Source organism: Ensifer sp. ENS03 (assembly GCF_014852035.1).
GTDB classification, from domain to species: domain Bacteria; phylum Pseudomonadota; class Alphaproteobacteria; order Rhizobiales; family Rhizobiaceae; genus Ensifer; species Ensifer adhaerens.
Window position 1 is genome coordinate 23349 of sequence record NZ_JACVAV010000011.1, and the last position, 21879, is coordinate 45227.

Consider the following 21879-nt stretch of genomic DNA (forward strand, 5'->3'; position numbering starts at 1 on the left):
TCAAGTGGCCGCCGGCCGGATACGGCTGTCGATCAACAACCCGCTCTGATCAAGGATGGGGTGCGCGACGGTTGCGATGTGTGCATTGATGCGTTTGAGATCGCGCAGCATGTCGAGATGGAGCGAGCTGGTTTCGATGCTTTCGGCGCGACCATCGCGCAGGCGCTGCAGATGCCGCTCAGCCGACTGCCGCTCCAGCCTGCGGACATCTTCCTTGGCTTCTACCAGGCGCCGCGCCATCGCGTTGTCACGCGTGGCAAACACGGCCTGGGCCATGCGCAGATTGTCGATCGTGATGGCGAAGAGACGCGACAGTTCCTCGTGGCCATCGGAGGAGAAAGCCAGGCCGCGGGCGATCTTCTTTGCAAGTTCGGCAAGGAGCCCCTTCTCGATGATGTCGCCGATATGCTCGAGGTTGATGGCATAGTCGACGATATCCATGGCGTGGCGGCGCTGTTCCTCGGCGATTTCGGACTGGCCGACGCGCGAGACGTAAACCTTGATCTCGTGTTGCACGCGATCCACGCGCCCTTCAAGCGTGCTGATCGCAGCAAGCCTGGAAGGGTCCGTCTGCTGCAGGGCGTCGTTTGCTTCGACCAGCATGCGCTCGACCAGGTCGCCGACGCCGAGCACTTCCCGACTTGCGCCGGCAAGCGCTGCGACCGGCGTGCCGAGATCGTTCTGTTCAAGGAAAAGCGGGCCGTCCGTCGCCTTTGGCTCGTCCGGCAACAGGCGCATGGTCAGGCGGGATAGAGGCCGAGCGAGGGGAGCCGCCAGAAGCGCCAGTGCGAGATTGAAGGCGAGATGCACATCAACCGGCAGATTGCCGCGTGAGACAGGCGACCAGTCGATATGCGGGGCGATGTACCCGGCGAGCGCCAGAGCGGCCAGGCAGCCGACGGCACGCACGATCAGGTTGCCAAGGGCAACCCGCCTGGCGCTCGCCGCAGCCTTGAATGTGGCTAGAACCGGGGGCACAGCACCGCCGAGATTGGCTCCCAGAACGAGGGCGATGAGCGGGCCGGTCGAAAGGCTGGCGGATGTTGCAAGAGACAGGATCAGCACCACGACTGTCAGGCTCGATGACGCGAGCGCTGCGAGTCCTGCCGAGATGACGAGCGCCACCGGCCAGGCATTGTCGAGCATCCCGAAGAAAGCCGAAAGGGCGGCAGAGGTCCGCAGCGGTTCGGTCGCACCGCCAATCAGATGCAGCGATAGCAACATCAGCCCGATGCCGACGAGCGCTGCGCCTGATCCCTTGCGCGTGCTCGAGCTGCCGCGCCCGACAACGAAACCGCAAAGCAGCAAGAGCGGTGAGAGCCAGCCGAGCCCCAAAGCCACGATCCAGGCCGTCATCGCCGTGCCGACGTTGGCGCCGAGCAGCACGATCTGCGCCATGCGCGGCACGATGAGATCACGCTCGACGAAGGACGCGACCATGAGAGCGGTGGCGGTGGAGCTCTGGAGGGCGATGGTTGCGACGAGGCCACTGAAAAACGAACGAAGACCGTCACGCGTCCCGGCCGCCAGTCCGGCTTTCAGACGGGCACCAAAAGCGCGTTGCATGCCGTCGCGCACCTGACCAAGGCCGAACAGGAGGAGCGCCACCGCGCCGAAGAGGTTGATGCTGACGATCGCAGTGCTCATGGCCCCCTCCCCAATGCTGCTTATTGCCGGCCGCGCAGCAACTCCGCTCGAAAGAGTTGCTGAAAGGATGCATAGGTCTCAAAGCCGAGGTCGCTGACGAGCCGCATGACTGTCGTCGTCGAGACACCGCTGCGCACGGCCACTTCCCGTGCGCTCGCAAAGGCGACGTCGTACGGATGGGCAAGCACGAACTTGGCCACTTCCAGGCGCCCACCCTTCAGATGACGTCGGCCCAGACGGCAAGATTCCCGCAACTCGATGAAAGTCGCCGGCGGCGCGGAGGAAGAGGCCGTGGAGAGCAACTGGTCCATGGTCAGGCAGCCTCTTCCGTGTCGGAGGTGCTCTCGATGCGGATGTGCAGGCTTCCCGCTTCGGCACGATCGAGGAAGGCGTCGAAGGCCCCGAAGAAGATCGCCAGGAAGCCTGATGTCGATCCGTCCCAGCCGGTCCCGGGCGGACGGCCGAAGTGTTTGGCGAGCAGGCGATAAAGCGCGCGGCGCCGCTCAGGTATCTTGTCAAGAGCAAGGACGCCGGCCTGGCGCAGGCAATACCAATCGGCGATCACCTCGATCATGTCGAGGCTGGCGGCGTCCTCAGAGATGGCGATCGCTCCTTGCCCGGAAGCGCTCGTCATGGCGCCGGCGTCGGGCATCAACTTGCAGACCGCAGCGATCGAAAGCCCGGATATTTCGTTGACGATATCTCCGGGCCATTCCTTCGGAAAATAGCGATGCTGGACCAGGGCACGCTTGTGTGCCTTCAGGAAGGAACCGTAATCCGCCGCGGCAAAGGCTGGGTCCGGATATTCGCCGGCTCGCACCGCTTCGCGACGATAGGCGCGCAGCACGCGTGGATCGACGGCCATCGCGGACAGTTCGACGGTTTCGATGGACGACGCCGATTGAGACGGTTCGACGATCTTGAAGGCCGGCGGAAAGGCCACGAGCGACGGCACGGCGACATTGATCAGCGAGCGGCAGCCGCGCGCGCGGCGCGTAACGCCTTCGACATGCAGGTGCCCGCTAAAATGCAGCGTCATGCCGGCGGTCATCAGTGCATCTGCGACCGCCTGCTGTGGTGTCCTGCGGGCAATATTGGTCTCGCCGAAGAGAACGCTTTCGGCTCCCGTTGCGCCATCGAAGGGATCGAGCACCGGATAATGCGAGAATGCGAGCAGCGTTTTTCCGAGTTTTGTTGCGCGCGCGGACACGTCGGCAATCCAGTCGACGATGAACGGTTTCAGCCTGATAAGCGCGTTCCAGCCCGCGCCGGTGCTGTCGACGAAAGCGGCTTCATCGCCCTCCTCAAACAGGCCGTCGCGTGGTTCGAAGACGTTGGCGTCGATCATCAGCAGCCAGAGACCCGGCTCGGGCTCGACCAGATAGGAGGCATCCATCAGCCGGTAGCCATTCCGGCCGTCCGGAGACGAGACCGGGTAGAGCCGATCCTCGACGCGGTCAGACGCCCCGAACGGGGTTTCCCAATGAAGATAGTCCGGCCGTCGGAAGTACCCATGGGTAGCCACAGGGGCAAGGCCCGTCGGATATCCCTCGCAATACATGCGCGGCGTTGCGTGGCTGCCGGGGGCTGCCTTTCCTACGTCGCTCGTGACGAGGACCCTCACGTCGTTCCGATCAAGAAATTGTTTGGTGTGGTGTCGCCCCTTGGGCCCGAAGATGTCGTGGTTGCCCGGAAGCGCATAAAAGCGCGTGCCATGAGTGCTCTCGTGCCCATCAAGAATGGTGCGCAGGCGCGCCGTTGTCTGTCTTTGCCCGTCGTCCGTGTAGTCGCCCAAAAGGACGACGTGACGGATGCCGCGGCGCGCGACCTCCGCCAAGGTCTCGTCCAGCGCCTTGGCACTTTCGTTGAAGACGCGGGTAGATTCGCGCGTGTCGGTCCAGCTTCTGACGGCCAGTTTTTCGCCGTCGATCTCTATCCGCGGGAACTCGAAATCGCCTTCAAGATCATGGAAATGGGCGTCGGCGATGATGGCGATCCGAGGCAAATCAGACATCGGCCTTCACCTCCAGACGGGAGGCCTCGACGAGGTCGATCCAGGCCGAAGCGCGGCGCGCTGCCTCATAGAGCATGGGCTTCGGCGTCTCGAACCATTCATCCGGCCGCAGTTCGCGATGTTCGCGGATGTGGGCGACGGCCGCGTCGAGTGTGGGAAACAGATGCGGCTGCTGCTTGTGCAGGAACAGCGCCACCAGCGACACCGAGCGGCTGCGTCCGCCGCGGCAATTGACGAGGATGTTGCCGCCATCGGCGAAGGGGTAGGTTGCGCGCTTCGGCATCGTCTGGCGTAGCGCGCCGTCGAGAATGTAGTAGGCACCGAGCATCATCGTGTCGGGGCTGCCATCACCGTCGATCATGCCGAGCTTGTAATAGCGGACGGCCGCATAGCCGCTTGCACAAAGATCATCATTGATGCTGACTTCTTCTTCGCGCACGAGGTTGATGTCCAGGTTGATCGCGCAATTGACGACAATGGAGATCCCGTGACGCTTGAGCAGGTCCAGGTCACGCGCGCCGTCACTGCCGCCGATATAGAGATCGGCGCTGTGGGGCCCGAGTTCTCTGGCGATCAGACTGATAGCGGGCCGGGTATAGACCGGTGCGTCCATTGGATTTCCCCTTGTTTATGCGAACGGGTGGCATGCGTGTTCAGGCTACCGCGGTTTCAGGCCAGCTGGAGCTTGGCGGCTTGCTCCCTTTTTTGGACCGGGATGCCTGAAGCCACACTTACGCCGCCGGCAATCGCCGGCGTCGATGCGAGCACCGGCCCGCCGTCGAGCAGGCTGCCTATTTCCATGAAGGGACACACGGCGCCGCCCGCCTCGGCAACGAGCAACAGTCCGGCAAGGCAATCCCACGAGTTCATGTGCAGCTCGACATAGGCGTCCGAGCGCCCATCGGCGACATAAGCGAGCGCAAGTGCTCCCGAAGCGCCGCGCCGCACATTGGCGCCCTTCTCCAGCATCTGCCGCATCGTCTCCAGATAGGTCTCGTCCGGCACCCGCCGCGACCAGCCCATTTCGACCGACGCGGCATCGAAGGTCGCCGTCGACGAGACCGTGATGACCTTGCCGTTGAGCGTTGCACCTTCTCCCCGGCGGCAGAAATAAAGTTCGTCGTGGGCCGGATTGTAGATTGCGCCGATCTCTGCGCGTCCGTGTTCGACATAAGTTATGGAGATGCAGAAGTGCGGGATTCCGCGAGCGAAGTTTGCCGTGCCGTCGACGGGATCGACTACCCAGACGCGATCGGCAACGGTCCCGCCGCCCTCCTCGCCCAGGAACGCATCGGCCGGAAAATGGGTGGCAATTGCGTCGCGAATATGGGCCTCGGAGGCCGCATCGGTTTCCGTCAGAAAATCCTGCGGGCCCTTTAGGGAAAAGCCACGCTCGGCACTTGCCTTGAAGCCGTCGAGCACCAGAGCGCCGGCAGAGCGAATGACATCCCGACACAACAGGGCCCGCCCCGAAAGGTCGCTCGAATAGCGCGGCTTGTGATCGTTCATCGGCGAAACTCCATTGCACACGCGTGCATATTTGCACGCGTGTGCATGTCGCGCAAGTCGAAATTGCCGGTCCGTGCCAGGTGCCTGGAAGATTGGTCGATCGTCGCGGCCGCACTCAGCCGGACATCTGCGGCATTTCTGCAATATTCAAGCAGGCGCGGTCGACGTAGTGTCCACATGTCGAATCTCAAGGCAGGGTCGAATGACGACGATCACGATACAGGAAGCGCTCGACCGGGCGGGCACGGGCCCCTATCAGCGGCGCCTGATGGGCATATTCGGCCTGGTTTGGACGGCCGATGCCATGCAGGTGCTCGCCGTCGGGTTCACCGCCGCCTCCATTGCCGCAACATTCGGGCTGACGGTTCCCCAAGCGTTGCAGACGGGCACGCTGTTTTTCCTGGGCATGCTGATCGGCGCCGTCGGCTTCGGCAGGCTTGCCGATCGGATCGGCCGGCGCCGGGTCCTGATCGTAACCGTTGCCTGCGACGCGGTCTTCGGCATTCTGTCGATCTTCGCTCCGAATTTCGTGGTCCTGCTTGTCCTGCGCTTCCTCACCGGCGCTGCGGTCGGCGGCACACTTCCCGTCGATTATGCGATGATGTCGGAATTCCTGCCGGCGCGCAGCCGCGGGCGATGGCTGGTCATGCTCGAAGGCTTCTGGGCCGTGGGCACGCTGATCGTGGCACTGGCGGCATGGCTCATCGCTCTTGCCGGCCTTACGGACGGATGGCGCTACATCTTTGCCGTCACGGCCATTCCGGCAGTCATTGGCGTCGGACTACGCTTTCTCGTGCCGGAATCGCCGCTTTACCTGTTGCGCGCCGGCAAGGTGGAGGCGGCCAAGGCGATCGTCGATCGAATGCTGGCAGCCAACGCTCGACCGCAACTCGAGCCGACCGTATCGATCGCCCTGCCTGTACCGACCGCCGATATCAGTATCTTTTCGAAGGACTTGCGTCGCCGCAGCCTTCTGATCCTTTCGGTCTGGTTCCTCGTCTCGGTCTCCTACTATGGCGTCTTTACCTGGATGCCGCCGCGGCTTGCGGGAGAAGGCTTCGGCTTCGTGCGTGGCTATGGGTTCCTCGTTCTCATCGCTCTGGCGCAGATCCCGGGCTATGCGCTTGCCGCCTACGGCGTCGAGAAGTGGGGACGGCGCCCGACGCTGGTCGGTTTCTGCCTGCTCTCCGCCCTCAGTTGCCTGTTGTTCGTCGTGGCGGATGCGGCCTTGGTCGTTGCTGCTGCGCTCCTGATCATGAGCTTTGCACTGCTCGGCACATGGGGCGCACTCTATGCCTATACGCCGGAACTCTATCCGACCGCCTCGCGCGCGACCGGCATGGGGGCGGCCGGCGGCATGGCTCGGCTCGGTGGCCTGCTTGCGCCTTCGCTCATCGGATTGCTGGTGGCGAAGGGCTTCGGCCTAGCGATCGGCACCTTTGCAGGCTTGCTGCTTGTGGCGGCGATCGCCGCTGCGATGATCGATGCGGAAACCCGTAAGGTATCGCTGACCTGATACGGTGCATTCTTTTCAGGGGCAGTAGCTCACAGTTTGGAAAACTGAACTGCGTTTCAACGCGTTAGCGCCTCCTTTCCCTGTGAACAACCTGTGGACCGGCTGCGGACAAGGCCGGAAGTCGGGTTGCCGGCTGTTCGATCGTAAAAGCGCTCGTAAAATGGCTGTGCGGTCAAGCTCACGACCGTTAGTGTAGCAACTATCTCATCGGGGCCGGCACGTGTGCCGGTCCCGATTGTCCGCCCGGACGGGGGTCCTTGGCGGCGTCCCCTCCTCCCACAGAACGCTCATTTTGGCACCGTTTGGCAGTTCCGGCCGACGACCGCGGCGCACGTCGTGCGTTTATGCATAGCTGCATTGCACAATAAATGTTTTCCAGCTGGTCAAAAATCAGGCATAAAGCACACAGCTGATGCACATGGCGGGTCTCCTCCCAGTCCGCCGCAGCAGCTGTTCCCCTCTGGAGGTTTTTGACCTTCACACCTTTATGGGCCGCGGTCTTCCGCTGGCCTTTTTTTCTTTTCTGCGACCCTTCACCTTCGGCAAGGCTCCACGCCACTGTTGCTGCACGCGCAATTGCGTTTCGAAAAAACGTGTTCTGTAATGGGCCGCGTCATTGAGCGATGGAGGCGGGAGACCGGTGGAGCCGATACATCTGTTCGAACTGGTGATCGGCATGTTTGTCGCGATCATCGCGCTGCACTACGTCGCGCATCGGCTCGGCCTGCCGCCGTCGGTGGCGCTTCTTAGCGGTGGCGCGATGCTCGCCTTCATTCCGGGGCTGCCGGCCATCGCGGTCGACCCGGAGCTGGTGCTCGTCATCTTCTTGCCGCCGCTGCTCCTCGACGGCGCCTGGACGATCGCGGTCGGCCGCCTGCGCCGTCACCTGATCGGCATCGCCTCGCTTGCGATCGGCGCAGTGTTTTTTACCGCGGCCGTCGTTGCCGTCGTGACGCACCTCATCTTCCCGTCCCTGCCTTGGGCCGCATGCGCCGCACTCGGGGCGATCGTCTCGCCGCCCGACGCCGTCTCGGCACGGGCCGTGCTGCAGCGCGTGCAGTTGCCGCGACGGCTGCAGATCCTGCTCGAAGGCGAAAGCCTGCTCAACGATGCAAGCGGACTGGTATTGTTCCGCTTCGCGATCGCCGCCGGCGTCACCGGGGCATTTAGCGCCGGCGAGGCGGTCGGCAACTTCTTCCTGCTGGCGATCGGCGGTGCCCTTGTCGGCCTCGCCATCGGTACGGCGTGGGTGCTGCTTGCCCGCCGCCTCGGAGATGAGTACCTGATCATCGCCGCGACGGCCCTTTTGTCCTGGACGTCCTACCTGCTCGGCGAGTTCCTGCATGTTTCAGGCGTGATCGCGACAGTTACCACCGGCCTCGTCGCCAGTTGGCACCAGCACACCGTGCTCTCGGCCGCCACCCGTATGCGCGGCTCGGCCTTCTGGACAGTCATCGTCTTCCTGATGGAGGCCGCGGTTTTCATCCTGATCGGCCTGTCGCTTCGCGGCGTGGTCGAGCGCGGCGGCGGGTTCGAGACCGTTGCAGCGACCTTGGGATGGCCGATCCTCATGGTACTCTTCGCGCTCACCGTCGCCCGCTTCTTCTGGGTGTTCGGTTCCGACTTCGCAATCTGGCTTGGCAACAGGCTGGGGCTCAAGCGCTACACGCCGGTCGGCGCGCGCGGTGCGACCGTGCTTTCCTGGGCCGGCGTTCGCGGCGTGGTAACGCTCGCGCTTGCGCTGAGCGTGCCCGAAGGCTTCCCCGGCCGGGACTTCATCCTGGTAACCTCCTTTGCCGTGATCCTTGGAACGGTGCTGATGCAGGGAACGACGCTCGGGCGGGTGATCGCCTGGGCGAGGCTCGTCGAGCCTTCCTCTGAAAAGGCACCCCTCACCCTAAGCCAGGCCGAGGCGGCGATGGCCCAGGCGCAGCTCATCACCATTCAAAGCCGCGCCTATGACGCGGCGGGCAATCTCATCCATCCGCAATTGCTGGACCGCTATCAGCGCCGAGCGGTTTCGATCGTCGACTATGCCGCGCGCACGGAGCATTACACGCCGATCCTCCACGCCCATTTCGACGTCGTGCTCGAAGCGGTCGCGACCGGGCGGCGCGAACTCATCCGGCTTCATCGCGCCGGCGAAATCGACGATGAAACGCTGCATGAACTGGAGCGCGATCTCGACCTTGAGGAATTGAGCGCAATATCTGCCAAGGCGTGAGCCTCTTGCCGGAACGTTTCTTTCCATTTTCTCCTTTGACATGAGGGGCGGATGTCCTAGATGTCCGCAAATTGGCGCCAAGTATCGAGGAGCTTGAGAGCGATCAAGAAGTCAAAGGCGCCGAAACCACCAAAACCGAAGACGCTGTTGCAGAAGCTGGCTGCCTCGCCCGAGAAACTGTTTTCGGGTTCGTTTCGCCAGCAATGTGCAGCACTTTGCTATCGTTACGTGCCTGACGGCGCGATCGAGATCCTTGTGGTGACGTCGCGCGACAGCGGCCGCTGGCTCATTCCAAAAGGCTGGCCGATGAAACAGAAGGAACCGCACGAGGCCGCGGCGATCGAAGCCTTGCAGGAGGCCGGTGTTCGCGGGAAAGTTCGCAAGAAGCCGATTGGCAGCTACACCTACTTAAAGGTGCTCGATGACGGCGACGTGGTGCCCTGTATCGTTGACATCTTCCAGATCGAAGTCACCAAGCTGGCGGAAAAATACAAGGAGAAAGGCGAGCGTTTGGTCGCCTGGGTCAGCCCCGATGAAGCGGCGCGGCGCGTCCGCGAAATCGAGCTCAAATCGCTTCTGGTCGACTTCAAGCCGCGGTGAAGTCGCGCACCTTTCCGGATCACATCCTCGGACGATAGCCGCGCTGACGTTTGCTACGCGTTAGCTCGAGGAAGAGTTTGACCGCCTCCTCCTCCCGCGCGAAGTGGTGCACCATCATCTGGCCGTGACTTCCGATCCGTCCCCAGCGCCGCGTCAGGCACGCCTCGCCCAATAGGGACATGGAGATCTGCATGGAGTAGTAGCGCGCCATGTTTCTGGCCGCGTCCCTTCGCTCGACATAGATCTGGTAGGGCTGAACGATCGTCATGCGCGAAGATTCGGCGATCGGCGCGCATAGGTCCAACGAGAGTTTTGAATCGATCCGGGGTGATCGATTCATTTTCGTGATCTGTCGCAACGGTGGGTCGGAGCGACGTGCCAGGGCTTAGTCTGGCGCCCAAGTCAAAGGCCGCCGGAGCCGCTCTGGATCGCGCTACTGAACCGCCGCGGTTCCGTAGACGAGGTTCGGCAGCCACAGCGAGAGCTGCGGAAACATGCTGAGCATCACCAGCAGCACCATCATCATTGCGAGATAAGGCAGGACCTCCCGCGCATAGGCCATCATCGGTACCTTCAACACCATCGACGAGATGTACATCAGGCCGCCGACCGGCGGCGTGATGCCGGCGATCGTCAGGTTGGTGATGAAGACGACGCCGAAATGCACCCGGTCGATACCGACGCCGTCGATGATCGGGATCAGCATCGGGGTGAGGATGATGAGCGCCGCCGAGCCTTCGATCGCCGTGCCGATGACGATGAGGAGAACGTTGATCAGGAGCAGCATGAGGAGCGGGTTGTCTGTCGCGTCACCTAGCCAGCCGGACATGGCCTGCGGCACCTGTTCCCAGGCGAGATAAAAGCCGAAGGAGGCGGCCGCGCAGATCATGATCATCACCACGGCGGAATCGCGCACCGCTTCTGCCAGGACCTCCGGGATTTGCCGGAAGGTGAACTCGCGGTATCCGAAGATGGCGACGAAGAGCACATAGACGACGACAACCGCCCCGGCCTCGGTGGTGGTGAAGATGCCGTAGCGCGTGCCGGCGAAGATGACGACCGGGATCGACAGCGCCCAAAGGCCGTCGATCAGCGCCCGGCTCGCCTCCGCCCTGCTGGCGCGTTCCTTGCGGAGCGGCTTGTAGCCACGCTTGCGGGCGATGAAATAAGTGGTGACCATCAGACCTGCCGCAAGCACGAGGCCGGGAACGACGCCTGCAGCAAACAGTCGGCCGATCGAGGTTTCGGCGAGGAAGCCGTAGACGATGAGACCGATCGAAGGCGGGATCAGGCTGGTAATGATCGCCGCCGACGAGGTGATGACCGCGGCGAAGGCACGGCTATAGCCCCGTTCCGACATCTCGACGCCGAGCGTCTTTGCGAGCATCGCAGCGTCGGCGTTGGCAGACGCTGTCAGGCCGCCGAGAAGCGTGCCGAGCACCGTACACATCTGCGCCAGTGCGCCGGTCATGTGGCCGACCAGCACGTCGGCGAGCGTCAGCAGGCGCCGGGTGATGCCCGATGCATTCATGATGCAGCCGGCAAGCACGAAGAGCGGCAATGCCAGCAGTGACACGGACTGGCTGCCCTCGGCCATCTCCTGTGCGAAGTTGGCAAGCGGGATCATGTCCATGTTGATGAAGAAGAAGGCAAGCGCCCCGATCGCCATCGCCCAGGTGATCGGCGTCGACAGGAGGAAGAGGACGACGACCAGCAGCGAGGGGCCGGCAAGATGAAAAAGGGTCATATCAGCGATTCCACATTGCGGTGCAGGCGAACGGTCCATGGCCTTTCGACGATCAGGTGCTGGACGAACATGCCGGCCGAAGCCAGCGCCAGCGGCCCGTAGGAAAGGCTGCGAGACAGATCCATCGCGATCGTGTGCACGTGCCGCGAAGTCCAGGCCTGCCAGCCGAAGAGAACGGTCATGACGATGAAGAATAGCGCCAGCAGCAGGTAGTTGAACCAGGCGATCGCCTGCTGCCAGCCGTTGGGTAGCGCCGCGACGAGGACATCGATCGCCGCATGCGTGCCGAGACGAACACCGGCGACGGCGCCGAAGAACACGAGGTAGGCAAAAGCCATGATCGCCAGCTCGTAGGTCCAGGCAGCCGGCTGCGGGAAGATGTAGCGGCTGACGACACCCCAGAGGATCGAAAAGACGATGACGAGAAGGGCGGCAACGCCGACCGCTTCATCGGCGCGCCGCAGGCTGAAGAGAGGAGCGGTCTCTTCCGGCGAAGGTGAGGTTTCCATGATGGCCCCAATCATTTTGAAAGGCGGAACAGGGCCGGCGCTTGGGCCGGCCTGATGGTTTTCTGTCGCGGCATCCTGAACGCGCCCGACGCCAGCACGACGCGGCGTCTCTATCGCCGCGTCGTGCAATTGCCTGCTTACTGCGCCATCGCCCTTTGCACCTGGTCGTACACGCCAGGCGTGATGTTTGGCACTTTCTCGTAGGCAGCGCGCGAGGCTTCGATAAAGGCCGGGATGTCGATGTCGGTGACGATCTCGACGCCGGAAGCCGCAAGCTGCTTGGCGTAGGCGTCATCCGTTTCGAGCGTCATTTCGGTCAGCTCCTTGGCGATCGTCTGGCCTTCCTCGAGCAGGATTTTCTGCAGGTCTTCCGGCAGGCCGTTGAAGAATTGGCTCGATGCCACCCAGGCGGTGAACATGATCTGGTGGCCGGTTTTGGAGATGACCTTGCGGGTTTCGTTCAGCTTGGCGCCGGCGATCGAACCGAAGGGGCCTTCGGCCGCATCGACGACGCCGGTCTGAAGCGCGTTGTAGACGTCGCCCCAGGGCAGTTCGGTCGGCCGTGCGCCATAATTGCCGAAGGTCGCCATCATGATCGGCGACGAAGGCACGCGGATGGTGACGCCGGCGAGATCGGCCGGCGAGCGAACCGGCTTGTTGGCGATGATGTGGCGATAACCGAAGAGGCCGTTCGGCATGATGATTTTGATGCCCTGCGCCTCAAGCTTGCCCGAGAGCTCCTTGTAGAGGTCCGACGCGAAGAGACGGTCGGTCGCCGCCAGATCGGGGTAGACATAGGGGCCGGCCAGAATGGAGAGATCCGGGACGAACTGGCCGAGCTGGCCATAGTCGGTGGCGCTGAGCAGACTTGCGCCGCTCATGACCATCTCGTTGACCTTCTTCTGCGCGCCGAGCTGGTCGCCGGTCATGACCGTGATGGCGATGCGGCCACCCGAACGTTCGCCGACACGCTCGGCATAGGTTTTCATGGCTTTGACGATCGGCTCGTTCGGATTCACCTGCGAGGTCGAGAACCTCAGGCTGTATTCCTGCGCGTTGGCGACGGCGCAAAAGGACAGCGCAGCCACGGCTGCAGCCAGAACAAAGGTCTTCATCAATTTCCTCCTCTTCCCGGACTCCCCTCCGGAATTCACAATGAATGAATAGATCATTCATAAATGAACGCATCACGTCAAGGGCTGGGCGCCGAAACTGACCGATGATCGGACGAAACAACAAAGCCGGAGCGGCTCTATATCGCTCCGGCTTTTGAATCTTGAAGCCGTTATTCTTATATAAAACCTTCTGCGTTAACCGCCGAACCTGTAGTCGGCGATCGACTGCGGCTTCATCTCGATCGAGAACCCGGGCCGCTGTGGCGGCATATAGGCGGCGTTCGCGATCACGCAGGGGTCGAGGAAGTGTTCGTGCAGATGGTCGACATATTCGATGACGCGACCATCCTTGGTGCCGGAAACCGCCAGATAGTCGATCATCGACAGATGCTGGACATATTCGCACAAGCCGACGCCACCGGCATGCGGCCAGACCGGCAGCCCGTATTTGGCGGCGACGAGCAGCACCGCCAGAACCTCGTTCAGGCCCCCCATCCGGCAACTATCGATCTGGACGATGTCGATCGCGCCCTCGGCGATGAACTGCTTGAACATGATGCGGTTCTGGCACATCTCGCCGGTTGCGACCTTCACCGGTCCGATCGCCTCACGGATCTTGCGGTGACCGGCAACGTCGTCGGGGCTGGTCGGCTCCTCGATGAAGAAGGGCTTGGCAAAAGCGAGCTGCTTGACCCAGTCGATCGCCTCGCCGACCTCCCAGACCTGGTTGGCGTCGATCATCAAGTAGCGGTCCGGGCCGATCACCTCGCGCGCGATCGTCAGTCGCCGGATGTCGTCGGCAAGGTCGCGGCCGACCTTCATCTTGATATGGTTGAAACCTTCGTCGATCGCCTCCTGGGCGAGACGCCGGAGCTTATCGTCGTCATAACCGAGCCAGCCGGCCGATGTCGTGTAGCAGGCATAACCTTCATTCTCGAGCGTCGCGATGCGCTGAGCCTTGCCGGGTTCGGCCTTCTTGAGGATTGCGACCGCCTCGTCACGCGTCAGCACGTCCGTCATGTAGCGGTAGTCGACGATGTCGGCGATCTCTTCCGGCGACATGTCGGCGACCAGCCGCCAGACGGGCTTGCCCGCCTCCTTGGCCAAGAGATCCCAGACGGCGTTGACGACGGCGCCGGTCGCCAGATGCATCGCACCTTTCTCCGGACCGATCCAGCGCAGCTGGCTGTCGCTGGTCAGGTGCCGCCAGAACCGGCCGGGATGGGCGAGAATGTCTGATGTCTCCTGGCCGACGATCAGATGCCGCATGGCCTTGATCGCCATGCAGCAAATGTCGTTGCCGCGGCCGATGGTGAAGGTGAGACCATGGCCCGCAAGTCCCTCCCGATCGGTGTCGAGGATGACATAGGCCGCGGAATAGTCCGGGTCCGGGTTCATCGCGTCGGAACCGTCGAGGCTCTGCGAGGTCGGAAAGCGCAGGTCGAAGACGCGCAGATCAGTGATGCGGGTCATGGTCACTCCAGTCTTATGATCAATCGTCCGCGCGCACGGACTGCTTCTGGCTGCCGAGGCCCTCGATGCCGAGTTCGACGACGTCGCCGGCCTTAAGGTAACGCGGCGGCTTCATGCCCATGCCGACGCCGGGCGGCGTGCCGGTCGAGATGATGTCGCCCGGCTGCAGCGACATGAACTGCGACAGGTAGGAGACGAGGTAGGCAACGCCATAGACCATGGTCTTCGACGAGCCGTTCTGCATGGTTTCGCCGTTGACCTTCAGCCACATCGGCAGGTTCTGCGGGTCCGCCACTTCGTCCTTGGTCACCAGCCACGGGCCTGTCGGACCAAAGGTGTCGCAGGACTTGCCCTTGGTCCACTGTCCCTGGCGCTCGATCTGGAAGGCGCGTTCGGAGACGTCGTGCACGGTGCAGTAGCCGGCGACATAGTCGAGTGCTTCCGCCTCGGTGACGTACTTGGCCTTGCGGCCGATGACGACGCCGAGTTCCACTTCCCAGTCGGTCTTCTCCGAGCCGCGCGGAATGATCAGGTCGTCATTCGGGCCAACGATCGCCGACGTCGCCTTCATGAAGATGATCGGTTCGGAGGGAACCGTGGCGCCCGTCTCGGCGGCATGGTCGGAGTAGTTGAGGCCGATGCAGATGAACTTGCCGGTACCGGCCACGCAAGGGCCGAGCCGCTGGTTGCCGTCGACAGCCGGAAGGCCGGCGAGATCGAGTGCCTCGAGTTCGGCGAGTTTGTCCGGGTCGAGCGCCGCACCTGAGAAATCGGCGACGTGGCCGGAAAGATCACGCAAGGTGCCGTTCGCATCGAGGATGCCCGGCTTTTCCTGGCCCGGGAGGCCGTAACGAAGAAGTTTCATATCTCTGCTTCCTGCTTGTCTGTTGTCAGATGGTCCAGCCGCCATCGATGGCATAGGCCTGGCCGGTCGTATAGGTGGCGCCCGCGAGATGGACGGCAAGGTCGGCGATCTCTTCCGGGGTGCCGAGCCGTCCCATTGGCTGGCGGGCGATAAAGGCGGCACGCGCAGTTTCATAGTCTCCCTGGGCGCGCATGCGGTCCTGCAGCGACGGGCTTTCGACGGTGCCCGGGCAAATGGCGTTGCAGCGAACGCCCTCAGACACGTAATCGGCTGCGACGGCCTTTGTGAGACCGATGACGGCGGCCTTGGTGACGCCGTAGGCAAACCGGTTGGGTACGCCCTTGATGCTGGAAGCGACCGAAGCCATGTTGATGATCGCGCCGTCCTTGCGGACAAGCATGCCCGGAAGGACCGCACGAATGGTGCGGATCATCGCCTTGACGTTGAGGTCGAGCGCGAACTCCAGATCGCTATCCTTCATCTCCAGGATCGAACCGGCATGCACGAAACCGGCGCAGTTGAAGAGGACGTCGACGGCGCCGATCTCTGCCACGAGCGCTTCGACCGCTTGCGTGTCGAGAACGTCGAGCCGGTGCGTTTCGACGTCGGCTTCCTTTGCAAGTGCCGCAAGCGCATCGGTATTGATATCGGTCGCGTGCACCTTTGCGCCGGCCTTCACAAAGGCCAAAGCCGAAGCGCGGCCGATGCCTTGAGCCGCAGCCGTAATCAGGACGACCTTGCCTTTAAGATCCGCTGTCATTCTCGATCCCTCATGCTTTGCGTTCAACGACCAGGATATGGTCGGCGGCGAGAACGACCTCGCCACGCTGGTTGATGACTTCTAACCGTTCGACGATGCGTCCCGCCTTCGGCCGCTTCGGATCGTCCTCTTTGGCGGCGATCGTCACGCGGGTACGGATCGTATCGCCGATATGAACCGGGCGCACGAAGCGCAGACGATCATAGCCGTAGGAAAAGGCAACCGGATTGATCAGCGATGCCGTAAGGCCGACGCCGATCGAGAAGATCATGGTGCCGTGGGCGATGCGCTGGCCCCCCGGCAGGGTCTTGGCGAACTCCGCATCCATGTGGTGCGGAAAGAAATCGCCGGTGTGGCCGGCATGAACGACGAAGTCGGTTTCGGTAATCGTCCGGCCCGTCGTCAGGCGCTCATGGCCGAGCTCGTAGTCTTCGAAATGGATGATCTGTTCCGACATCTCAGCGTCCCGGAAGTGGCGCGATCGCCGTTGCCGGCGACGCACTCGATTGATAGGCGGCCTCGACGAGAGCCATTGTCTGCCAGGCGTCTTCCACCGAGCCGATCAGCTCCGGGTCTTCGCCGGAGGCGAAACGCTGCAGATTGGCCATTCGGTTGGCGAAGGCGTCGGGGAACCAGGCGCCTTCAAGCGGAACCGACACCCACTCGACAGCCCCGGTTGGCCGGATCCAGAGCTCGTCGGGCTCGCCCTTGGGATAGTCGAGGTTGACACCGAGTTTCACATAAGCAGCACCCGACGTGCCCGAGATGCGGAACTCGCAGGCCTGGAACTTGCGGCCGAAATCATGGTCGTGATTGACCGAAAGTACGCAGCGCACGCGGTCGCCATAGTCGAGGATCGCAGCCGTCCGTGTCTGGGCGACCTCATGGTTCGGATGGCCGATCGTCTTCGCATGGACGCCCAAGGGATTGCCAAGCAGGCCGCGCACGAGATCCAGATAGTGGATCGAGTGCATGGCGATCTCGATGCGCGGCAGGCCCTTCAAGAAGGGCCACAGACCCCAGGGCGTAGCAAGTGCAAGCCAGGCGTCGAAATCGACGACCTCGCCGAGGTATCCCTTGGTGATCGCGTCTTTCAGCGCCAGCATCATCGGCGCGAAGCGGAGCTGGAAATTGACCGCTGCCTTCAGTTTGCGCGTCCGGCAGATCTCGAGAATGGCGGTCGCGGCTTCAAGGTCCGAGCCCATCGGCTTCTGGATGAGGGCAGCGGCGCCGATCGGAAGCTTCGCCAGGATGGCGGCATGGGCCGCCGGCGGGGTCGCCAGATCAAAGATTGCATCAGCGACCGCAAGCGCATCCTCTTCCCGTTCGAAGGCGGGAATGCGCCAGGCGCCGGCAAGCTTCGCGGCCTTCTCCCGGTCTGGATCATAAAGGCCCGCGACTGGGAAGCCGGCCTGGCGATAAGCCGGCAGATGTGCGTCGCCGACGATGCTGCCGGCGCCGAAGATCACGATCGGCCGGGGCTTTGCCGGTTTCGGCCACCACTGCCTGAGCGCGCCCGGATCGAAATTTTCAGCCATTGTGGGAGACCTTGCCGTCGTGATGGAAGACCTCTTCCATCATCGCCCACCACTCGCCTTCCTGGCGCGTTTCAAGCGGCTTCTGGCAGGGCATGCAGACCGACCACCATTCCTGGTTCTTCGGATGTGCGGCCATCTTGGCCATGTCCGCCTCAAAATCAGAGCCGACATACTCCCAGTAGCCGAAGAGCAGGTTTTCCGGCTCCTTGAGGAAGATCGAGTAGTTGGTGACGTTGCACTCGGAAATCAGCGCGAGGATCTCCGGCCAGACGGCGGCGTGCAACGCCTTGTATTCGGCGACCTTGGACGCCTCCAGACCGATCACCATTCCCATTCGCTGCATGATGACCTCCCTATCCTAGCCCCGAAACTCGCGGGTAAACTCGTCGATCGAGCGGGCGCGCACGGCATCCCAGTCCCAGGAAATTCCGATGCCAGGCTCGGACGGCGCCAATGCGCGACCGTTCCGGATCTCCATGCCCTTGGTCGTGAGATCATCGAGCTGCGGAATGTACTCAACATATTTGCCATTCGGCACGGCGCAGACGAGACTGACATGCAGCTCCATCAGGAAGTGCGGGCAGACCGGAATGTCGAAGGCTTCCGCCGCATGCGCGACTTTCAACCAAGGCGTGATGCCGCCGATACGGGCAACATCGACCTGGACGATCGAGCAGGCGCCCTTCTGCATGTATTCGCGGAAATAACGGATCGAGTACATGGATTCACCCACCGCAATCGGCGTGGGCGTCGAGCGCGTCAACCGGATATGACCGTCGAGATCGTCGGCCGGCAGCGGCTCCTCGATCCAGGCAAGGTCGAGCTCCTTCAGCCTGGACGCGCGGCGGATCGCCTCGTCGACGGTGAAGCCCTGGTTGCAGTCGGTCATGATCTCGAAGCCGTCGCCGAGCGCCTTGCGCATTGCCGACAGGCGATCGTAATCCTCCGAGCCGTGCGGCTTGCCGATCTTCACCTTCGAACCTGAAAAGCCCTTGGCCTTGGCGGCAAGCGCGTCCTCGACCAGCGCTTCCTTTTCGATGTGCAGCCAGCCGCCCTCGGTGGTGTAGAGGGGGCAGCTTTCCTTGGCGCCGCCGGCAAGCTTCCAGAGCGGCAGCTTCTGCTTTTTGGCGCGCAGGTCCCAAAGTGCTGTGTCAACTGCCGCCAGCGCCAGCGCCGTTATCGGGCCGATCGTCGTCGCGTGGGTCGCAAATTCTAGTCTGTGCCAGATCGCCTCGATGCAATCGGCATCCTCGCCGATCAGGATCGGCACCAGGTGGTCGGAGAGAAGCCGCATCACCGACGAACCGCCGGTACCGATCGTATAGCTGTAGCCGGTGCCCGTCGCGCCATCGCTGTCGGTGATGGTGACGATCGGGGTTTCCTGGCTGACGAAGCTCTGGATCGCATCGGTCCGCTTCACCTTCGGCGGCAAGTCAACCATGCGCAGTTCAATTTTCTCGATTCTTGCCATGTCAGCCTTCCAGAGCCTTGCCGGTATCGATGTCGAAGAGATGGGCGCGCGAGAGGTCGAAGCTCATGCGCACCTTCTCGCCCGGGCCAAGCGGGCGCGGATTGAGCATGCGCGAAACCCAGTCTCGACCGTTGAACTGGATGAAGACCAGCGTTTCGTTGCCCAGCGGTTCGGTGATCGACACCGGTAGCTCGACCTCGTGCACGGCGGCCGGGTCGCCGGCATGCAGACCATGGCCGCTCGGATAGATGTCGTCAGGCCTCAGACCGAAGGTGACCTTCTGTCCCGGACGGAGCGCGTTCACAAACCGCGGCGGGATCGGCAGCCGCATGCCGCTTACAAAGACAAGCGTACCGTCGTCGACGATCGCCTCGTCCATGTTCATCGGCGGCGAGCCGATGAAGCCGGCCACGAACTTTGTGGCCGGGCGCTGGAACACTTCTTCCGGCGTGCCCACTTGTTCGATATAGCCGTCACGCATGATGACGATGCGGTCTGACAAGGTCATCGCCTCGACCTGGTCGTGGGTGACGTAGATCATCGTCGCCTGCATGCGGGCATGCAGCTTCTTGATCTCGGTTCGCACCTGGGTGCGCAGCTTCGCATCCAGGTTCGACAGAGGTTCGTCGAACAGGAAGACATCCGGCTGGCGCACGATCGCGCGGCCCATGGCGACACGCTGGCGCTGGCCGCCGGAAAGCTGCGACGGGCGGCGCTCCAGGAGATGGCTAAGATCGAGGATGGCTGCGGCTTCATCGACCCGCGTCTTGATCTCGTCTGCCGAGCGTCCGGCGATCTTTAGCGAAAAACCCATGTTTTCGGCGACCGTCATATGCGGATACAGCGCATAGGACTGGAAGACCATGGAGATATTGCGCGCCCGAGGCGGCAGGTCGTTGACCTTCTTTCCGCCGATTTCGATCGCGCCATCGCTGACGTCTTCGAGGCCTGCGATCATGCGCAGCGTTGTCGACTTGCCGCAGCCCGACGGGCCGACGAGCGCGATGAACTCGCGGTCCTTCACTTCGAGGTCGATGCCGTGGACGACCTCGAGCGCGCCGTAGCGCTTGACCAGTTTCCTGAGGGTGACAGGAGCCATGAACGATTATCCTTTCACCGCGCCGAAGGTGAGACCCGAAACGAGGTGCTTCTGAATGATGAAGGTAAGGGTCAGCGCCGGGATGATCATCACGACGGCGAGCGCACACATGCCGCGCCAGTCGATGGTGAATTCGGCGGTGTAGTCGAGAAGCCCGACCGGCAGGGTCTTGGAATTGACCGAGCGGGTGATCTGCGAGGCAAGCGCATACTCGTTCCATGACGTCAGGAACGCAAAGATGCCGGCGGATGCGATGCCGGGACCGGCAAGCGGAAACTCCACCTGCCAGAAGGCCTGCCACGGCGTGCAGCCGTCTATCTGGGCGGCCTCGGCGAGATCCTTCGGCACCTGGCGGAAGAAGCCGTCGATCAGCCAGATGGTGAAGGGCACGTTGAGCGCGACATAGGTCAGGATCAGCGAAAAATGCGTGTCGATGATACCGGTGCGGGCGTAGAGCATGAAGAGCGGCAGCGAGAGCGCGATGCCAGGCACGGCGCGCGTCAGCATGAAGCCGAGAAAGATCGCCGACTTCGCCTTGAAACGATAGCGGGCAAAGGCGTAGCCGCCGGCCATGCCGATCGCCAGTGCAATCACCGTCGAGGTCACCGAGATGATCAGCGAATTGCGAAAATAGTCCCAGACGGGAACGCCACCCTGCCCGGCGCCCGCAAACATGGCGCGATAGGCATCGAGCGAAATGCTCTCGGGGATCCAAACCGGTGGTTTCGCCATGATTTCGACGGTCGGGCGCAGCGACGACAGCACGATCCAGAGGCCGGGAAGGCAGATCACGGCCATTGCGAGAAACAGGCCGATCAGGTGCACCGTCTTCAACAGGCGGCGGCGCAGGCGGTGCGAAGCGTTGATATCCATTACCACTCGGCTCCGATCTGCTGGCGCGCCGCGGCGAGCTTGCGGAAGAAATAGACGGTGAAGACGATCGACAGGAGGATCGCGACATAGGCCATGGCGTTGGCGAGCCCCATGCGGGCATCGGCATAGGCTGTGCGGCCGACGAGCGTCCAGAGTAGCTCCGTGCGCTTGGCCGGGCCGCCATCGGTCATGATCTTGACGATGTCATAGGCGCGCGCGACGTCGAGAGAGCGGATCGTCATGGCGATGAAGGCGAACGGCATCAGATAGGGCCAGGTGACATAGCGGAAGGTCTGCCAGGGTGTGCAGCCGTCGACATGGGCAGCCTCGACCGGATCCTTCGGCATGGCGAGCAGGCCGGCCAGAATCAGGATCGCAAAGACTGCGGTCGAGGACCAGACTTCGGCGATGATGATCGAGAGCAGTGCGAGATTGCCGTCGATCAACCAGGGAATTGCCTGATCCGTCAGTCCCAGCGACTGCAGCGCATTGTTGACGAAGCCGATATTGTCGTTGAAGAGGAACTTGAACTGGAAGCCGACGAGCACCGGCGAAAACATCATCGGAAACATCATCATGGTGCGCAGCAGGCGCTGGCCGTGGGTCGCCTTGTTGACAAGCAAAGCCAGGCCGAGACCGAGGAGCATCTCGGCGTTCAGAGCCACAGTCAGCAACAGCACGGTGCGGCCAAACGCGACCCAGAATTCGGCGTTGCCAAGTACGGTCGCGTAGTTGCGCAGGCCGACAAAGACCCACAGCGTCTCCGGTTTGGTCAAGCGGAACGGCGTGAAGCTCGAATAGAAGGAAAAAAGGAGCGGCAACACGATCACCGCCGCGAGCACGACAAAGGCCGGAAGCAGAAGCAGGGCCGGTGCTGACAATTTCTTGAGCTTCATCGGGCAGTCCTGAGGATTGCATG

Annotated in this window: 22 protein-coding genes; 3 read left to right on the top strand and 19 right to left on the bottom strand. The window is 62.5% G+C overall.

Translation table 11 applies throughout. From position 1 onward, the window contains the following. Genes IB263_RS28480 through IB263_RS28500 form a run of 5 tightly spaced genes read right to left on the bottom strand, consistent with a single transcriptional unit; the run spans nt 1 to nt 5170 of the window. Nucleotides 1-1647: a Na/Pi cotransporter family protein gene (locus IB263_RS28480; protein ID WP_034796400.1), complete on the bottom strand. Its 1647-nt coding sequence runs from the start codon at nt 1645-1647 to the stop codon at nt 1-3. A 20-nt stretch (nt 1648-1667) separates the two neighbouring features. Next, the gene (locus IB263_RS28485) at nt 1668-1958 is read right to left on the bottom strand and encodes a MurR/RpiR family transcriptional regulator (protein WP_049810991.1); all 291 of its coding nucleotides are present in this window, start codon (nt 1956-1958) and stop codon (nt 1668-1670) included. Nucleotides 1959-1960: 2 nt separating this feature from the next. Further along, nucleotides 1961-3661, bottom strand: coding sequence for a metallophosphoesterase (locus IB263_RS28490; protein ID WP_112985057.1), 1701 nt, complete (start codon nt 3659-3661; stop codon nt 1961-1963). Next, a complete protein-coding gene (locus tag IB263_RS28495; RefSeq protein WP_029742776.1) occupies nt 3654-4274 on the bottom strand; it encodes a dual specificity protein phosphatase in 621 nt (206 codons plus the stop codon). The genes IB263_RS28490 and IB263_RS28495 overlap by 8 nt, the downstream gene beginning before the upstream one ends. Nucleotides 4275-4330: 56 nt before the next feature. Beyond that, nucleotides 4331-5170, bottom strand: coding sequence for an inositol monophosphatase (locus tag IB263_RS28500; protein WP_090298586.1), 840 nt, complete (start codon nt 5168-5170; stop codon nt 4331-4333). A gap of 202 nt (nt 5171-5372) precedes the next feature. On the opposite strand from IB263_RS28500, the gene IB263_RS28505 reads away from it, so the two are divergent. From IB263_RS28505 to IB263_RS28515, 3 genes are all read left to right on the top strand, one after another. After that, the gene (locus tag IB263_RS28505; RefSeq protein ID WP_112985056.1) at nt 5373-6686 is read left to right on the top strand and encodes an MFS transporter; all 1314 of its coding nucleotides are present in this window, start codon (nt 5373-5375) and stop codon (nt 6684-6686) included. Between the two features lie 640 nt (nt 6687-7326). Further along, complete coding sequence (locus tag IB263_RS28510; protein ID WP_089045103.1) at nt 7327-8910, top strand: Na+/H+ antiporter; 1584 nt, start codon at nt 7327-7329, stop codon at nt 8908-8910. Nucleotides 8911-9003: 93 nt separating this feature from the next. Then, the gene (locus tag IB263_RS28515) at nt 9004-9510 is read left to right on the top strand and encodes an NUDIX hydrolase (RefSeq protein ID WP_060517910.1); all 507 of its coding nucleotides are present in this window, start codon (nt 9004-9006) and stop codon (nt 9508-9510) included. Nucleotides 9511-9529: 19 nt separating this feature from the next. Here IB263_RS28515 and IB263_RS28520 read toward each other — a convergent pair whose 3' ends face one another. The 14 genes from IB263_RS28520 to IB263_RS28585 all read right to left on the bottom strand — a co-directional run bounded on the left by IB263_RS28520 (nt 9530) and on the right by IB263_RS28585 (nt 21856). Then, nucleotides 9530-9778, bottom strand: coding sequence for a WGR domain-containing protein (locus tag IB263_RS28520; RefSeq protein ID WP_034796529.1), 249 nt, complete (start codon nt 9776-9778; stop codon nt 9530-9532). A 165-nt stretch (nt 9779-9943) separates the two neighbouring features. Further along, nucleotides 9944-11257 carry a TRAP transporter large permease gene (locus IB263_RS28525; protein ID WP_060603769.1) on the bottom strand — a complete coding sequence of 438 codons (1314 nt, stop codon included), beginning with the start codon at nt 11255-11257 and terminating at the stop codon, nt 9944-9946. After that, entirely contained in the window at nt 11254-11766 is a 513-nt protein-coding gene (locus IB263_RS28530; RefSeq protein ID WP_060518088.1) for a TRAP transporter small permease, read from the bottom strand. The genes IB263_RS28525 and IB263_RS28530 overlap by 4 nt, the downstream gene beginning before the upstream one ends. Before the next feature lie 137 nt (nt 11767-11903). Then, nucleotides 11904-12881, bottom strand: a complete 978-nt coding sequence (locus IB263_RS28535) for a C4-dicarboxylate TRAP transporter substrate-binding protein (RefSeq protein ID WP_060517914.1) — start codon at nt 12879-12881, stop codon at nt 11904-11906. A gap of 195 nt (nt 12882-13076) precedes the next feature. Next, nucleotides 13077-14354, bottom strand: coding sequence for an L-fuconate dehydratase (locus tag IB263_RS28540; protein ID WP_112985055.1), 1278 nt, complete (start codon nt 14352-14354; stop codon nt 13077-13079). Nucleotides 14355-14373: 19 nt separating this feature from the next. Beyond that, nucleotides 14374-15219 (bottom strand): fumarylacetoacetate hydrolase family protein, encoded by an 846-nt coding sequence (locus tag IB263_RS28545; RefSeq protein ID WP_034796416.1) that lies wholly within the window; start codon nt 15217-15219, stop codon nt 14374-14376. Nucleotides 15220-15244: 25 nt separating this feature from the next. After that, on the bottom strand, nt 15245-15979 hold the full coding sequence (locus IB263_RS28550) for an SDR family oxidoreductase (RefSeq protein WP_060517918.1): 735 nt from the start codon (nt 15977-15979) through the stop codon (nt 15245-15247). Between the two features lie 10 nt (nt 15980-15989). Next, nucleotides 15990-16436 (bottom strand): MaoC/PaaZ C-terminal domain-containing protein, encoded by a 447-nt coding sequence (locus tag IB263_RS28555; RefSeq protein ID WP_034796420.1) that lies wholly within the window; start codon nt 16434-16436, stop codon nt 15990-15992. A 1-nt stretch (nt 16437) separates the two neighbouring features. After that, nucleotides 16438-17517, bottom strand: a complete 1080-nt coding sequence (locus IB263_RS28560) for a Gfo/Idh/MocA family protein (protein WP_110819235.1) — start codon at nt 17515-17517, stop codon at nt 16438-16440. Then, on the bottom strand, nt 17510-17860 hold the full coding sequence (locus IB263_RS28565) for an L-rhamnose mutarotase (RefSeq protein ID WP_034796424.1): 351 nt from the start codon (nt 17858-17860) through the stop codon (nt 17510-17512). The genes IB263_RS28560 and IB263_RS28565 overlap by 8 nt, the downstream gene beginning before the upstream one ends. A 15-nt stretch (nt 17861-17875) precedes the next feature. Next, nucleotides 17876-18988: a mandelate racemase/muconate lactonizing enzyme family protein gene (locus IB263_RS28570; protein WP_110819236.1), complete on the bottom strand. Its 1113-nt coding sequence runs from the start codon at nt 18986-18988 to the stop codon at nt 17876-17878. A 1-nt stretch (nt 18989) separates the two neighbouring features. Then, nucleotides 18990-20087, bottom strand: a complete 1098-nt coding sequence (locus IB263_RS28575; protein ID WP_110819237.1) for an ABC transporter ATP-binding protein — start codon at nt 20085-20087, stop codon at nt 18990-18992. Nucleotides 20088-20093: 6 nt separating this feature from the next. After that, nucleotides 20094-20960 carry a carbohydrate ABC transporter permease gene (locus tag IB263_RS28580; protein ID WP_034796430.1) on the bottom strand — a complete coding sequence of 289 codons (867 nt, stop codon included), beginning with the start codon at nt 20958-20960 and terminating at the stop codon, nt 20094-20096. Beyond that, on the bottom strand, nt 20960-21856 hold the full coding sequence (locus tag IB263_RS28585; RefSeq protein ID WP_034796432.1) for a carbohydrate ABC transporter permease: 897 nt from the start codon (nt 21854-21856) through the stop codon (nt 20960-20962). Before IB263_RS28585 ends, IB263_RS28580 begins: the two co-directional genes overlap by 1 nt. Nucleotides 21857-21879: the final 23 nt, after the last annotated feature.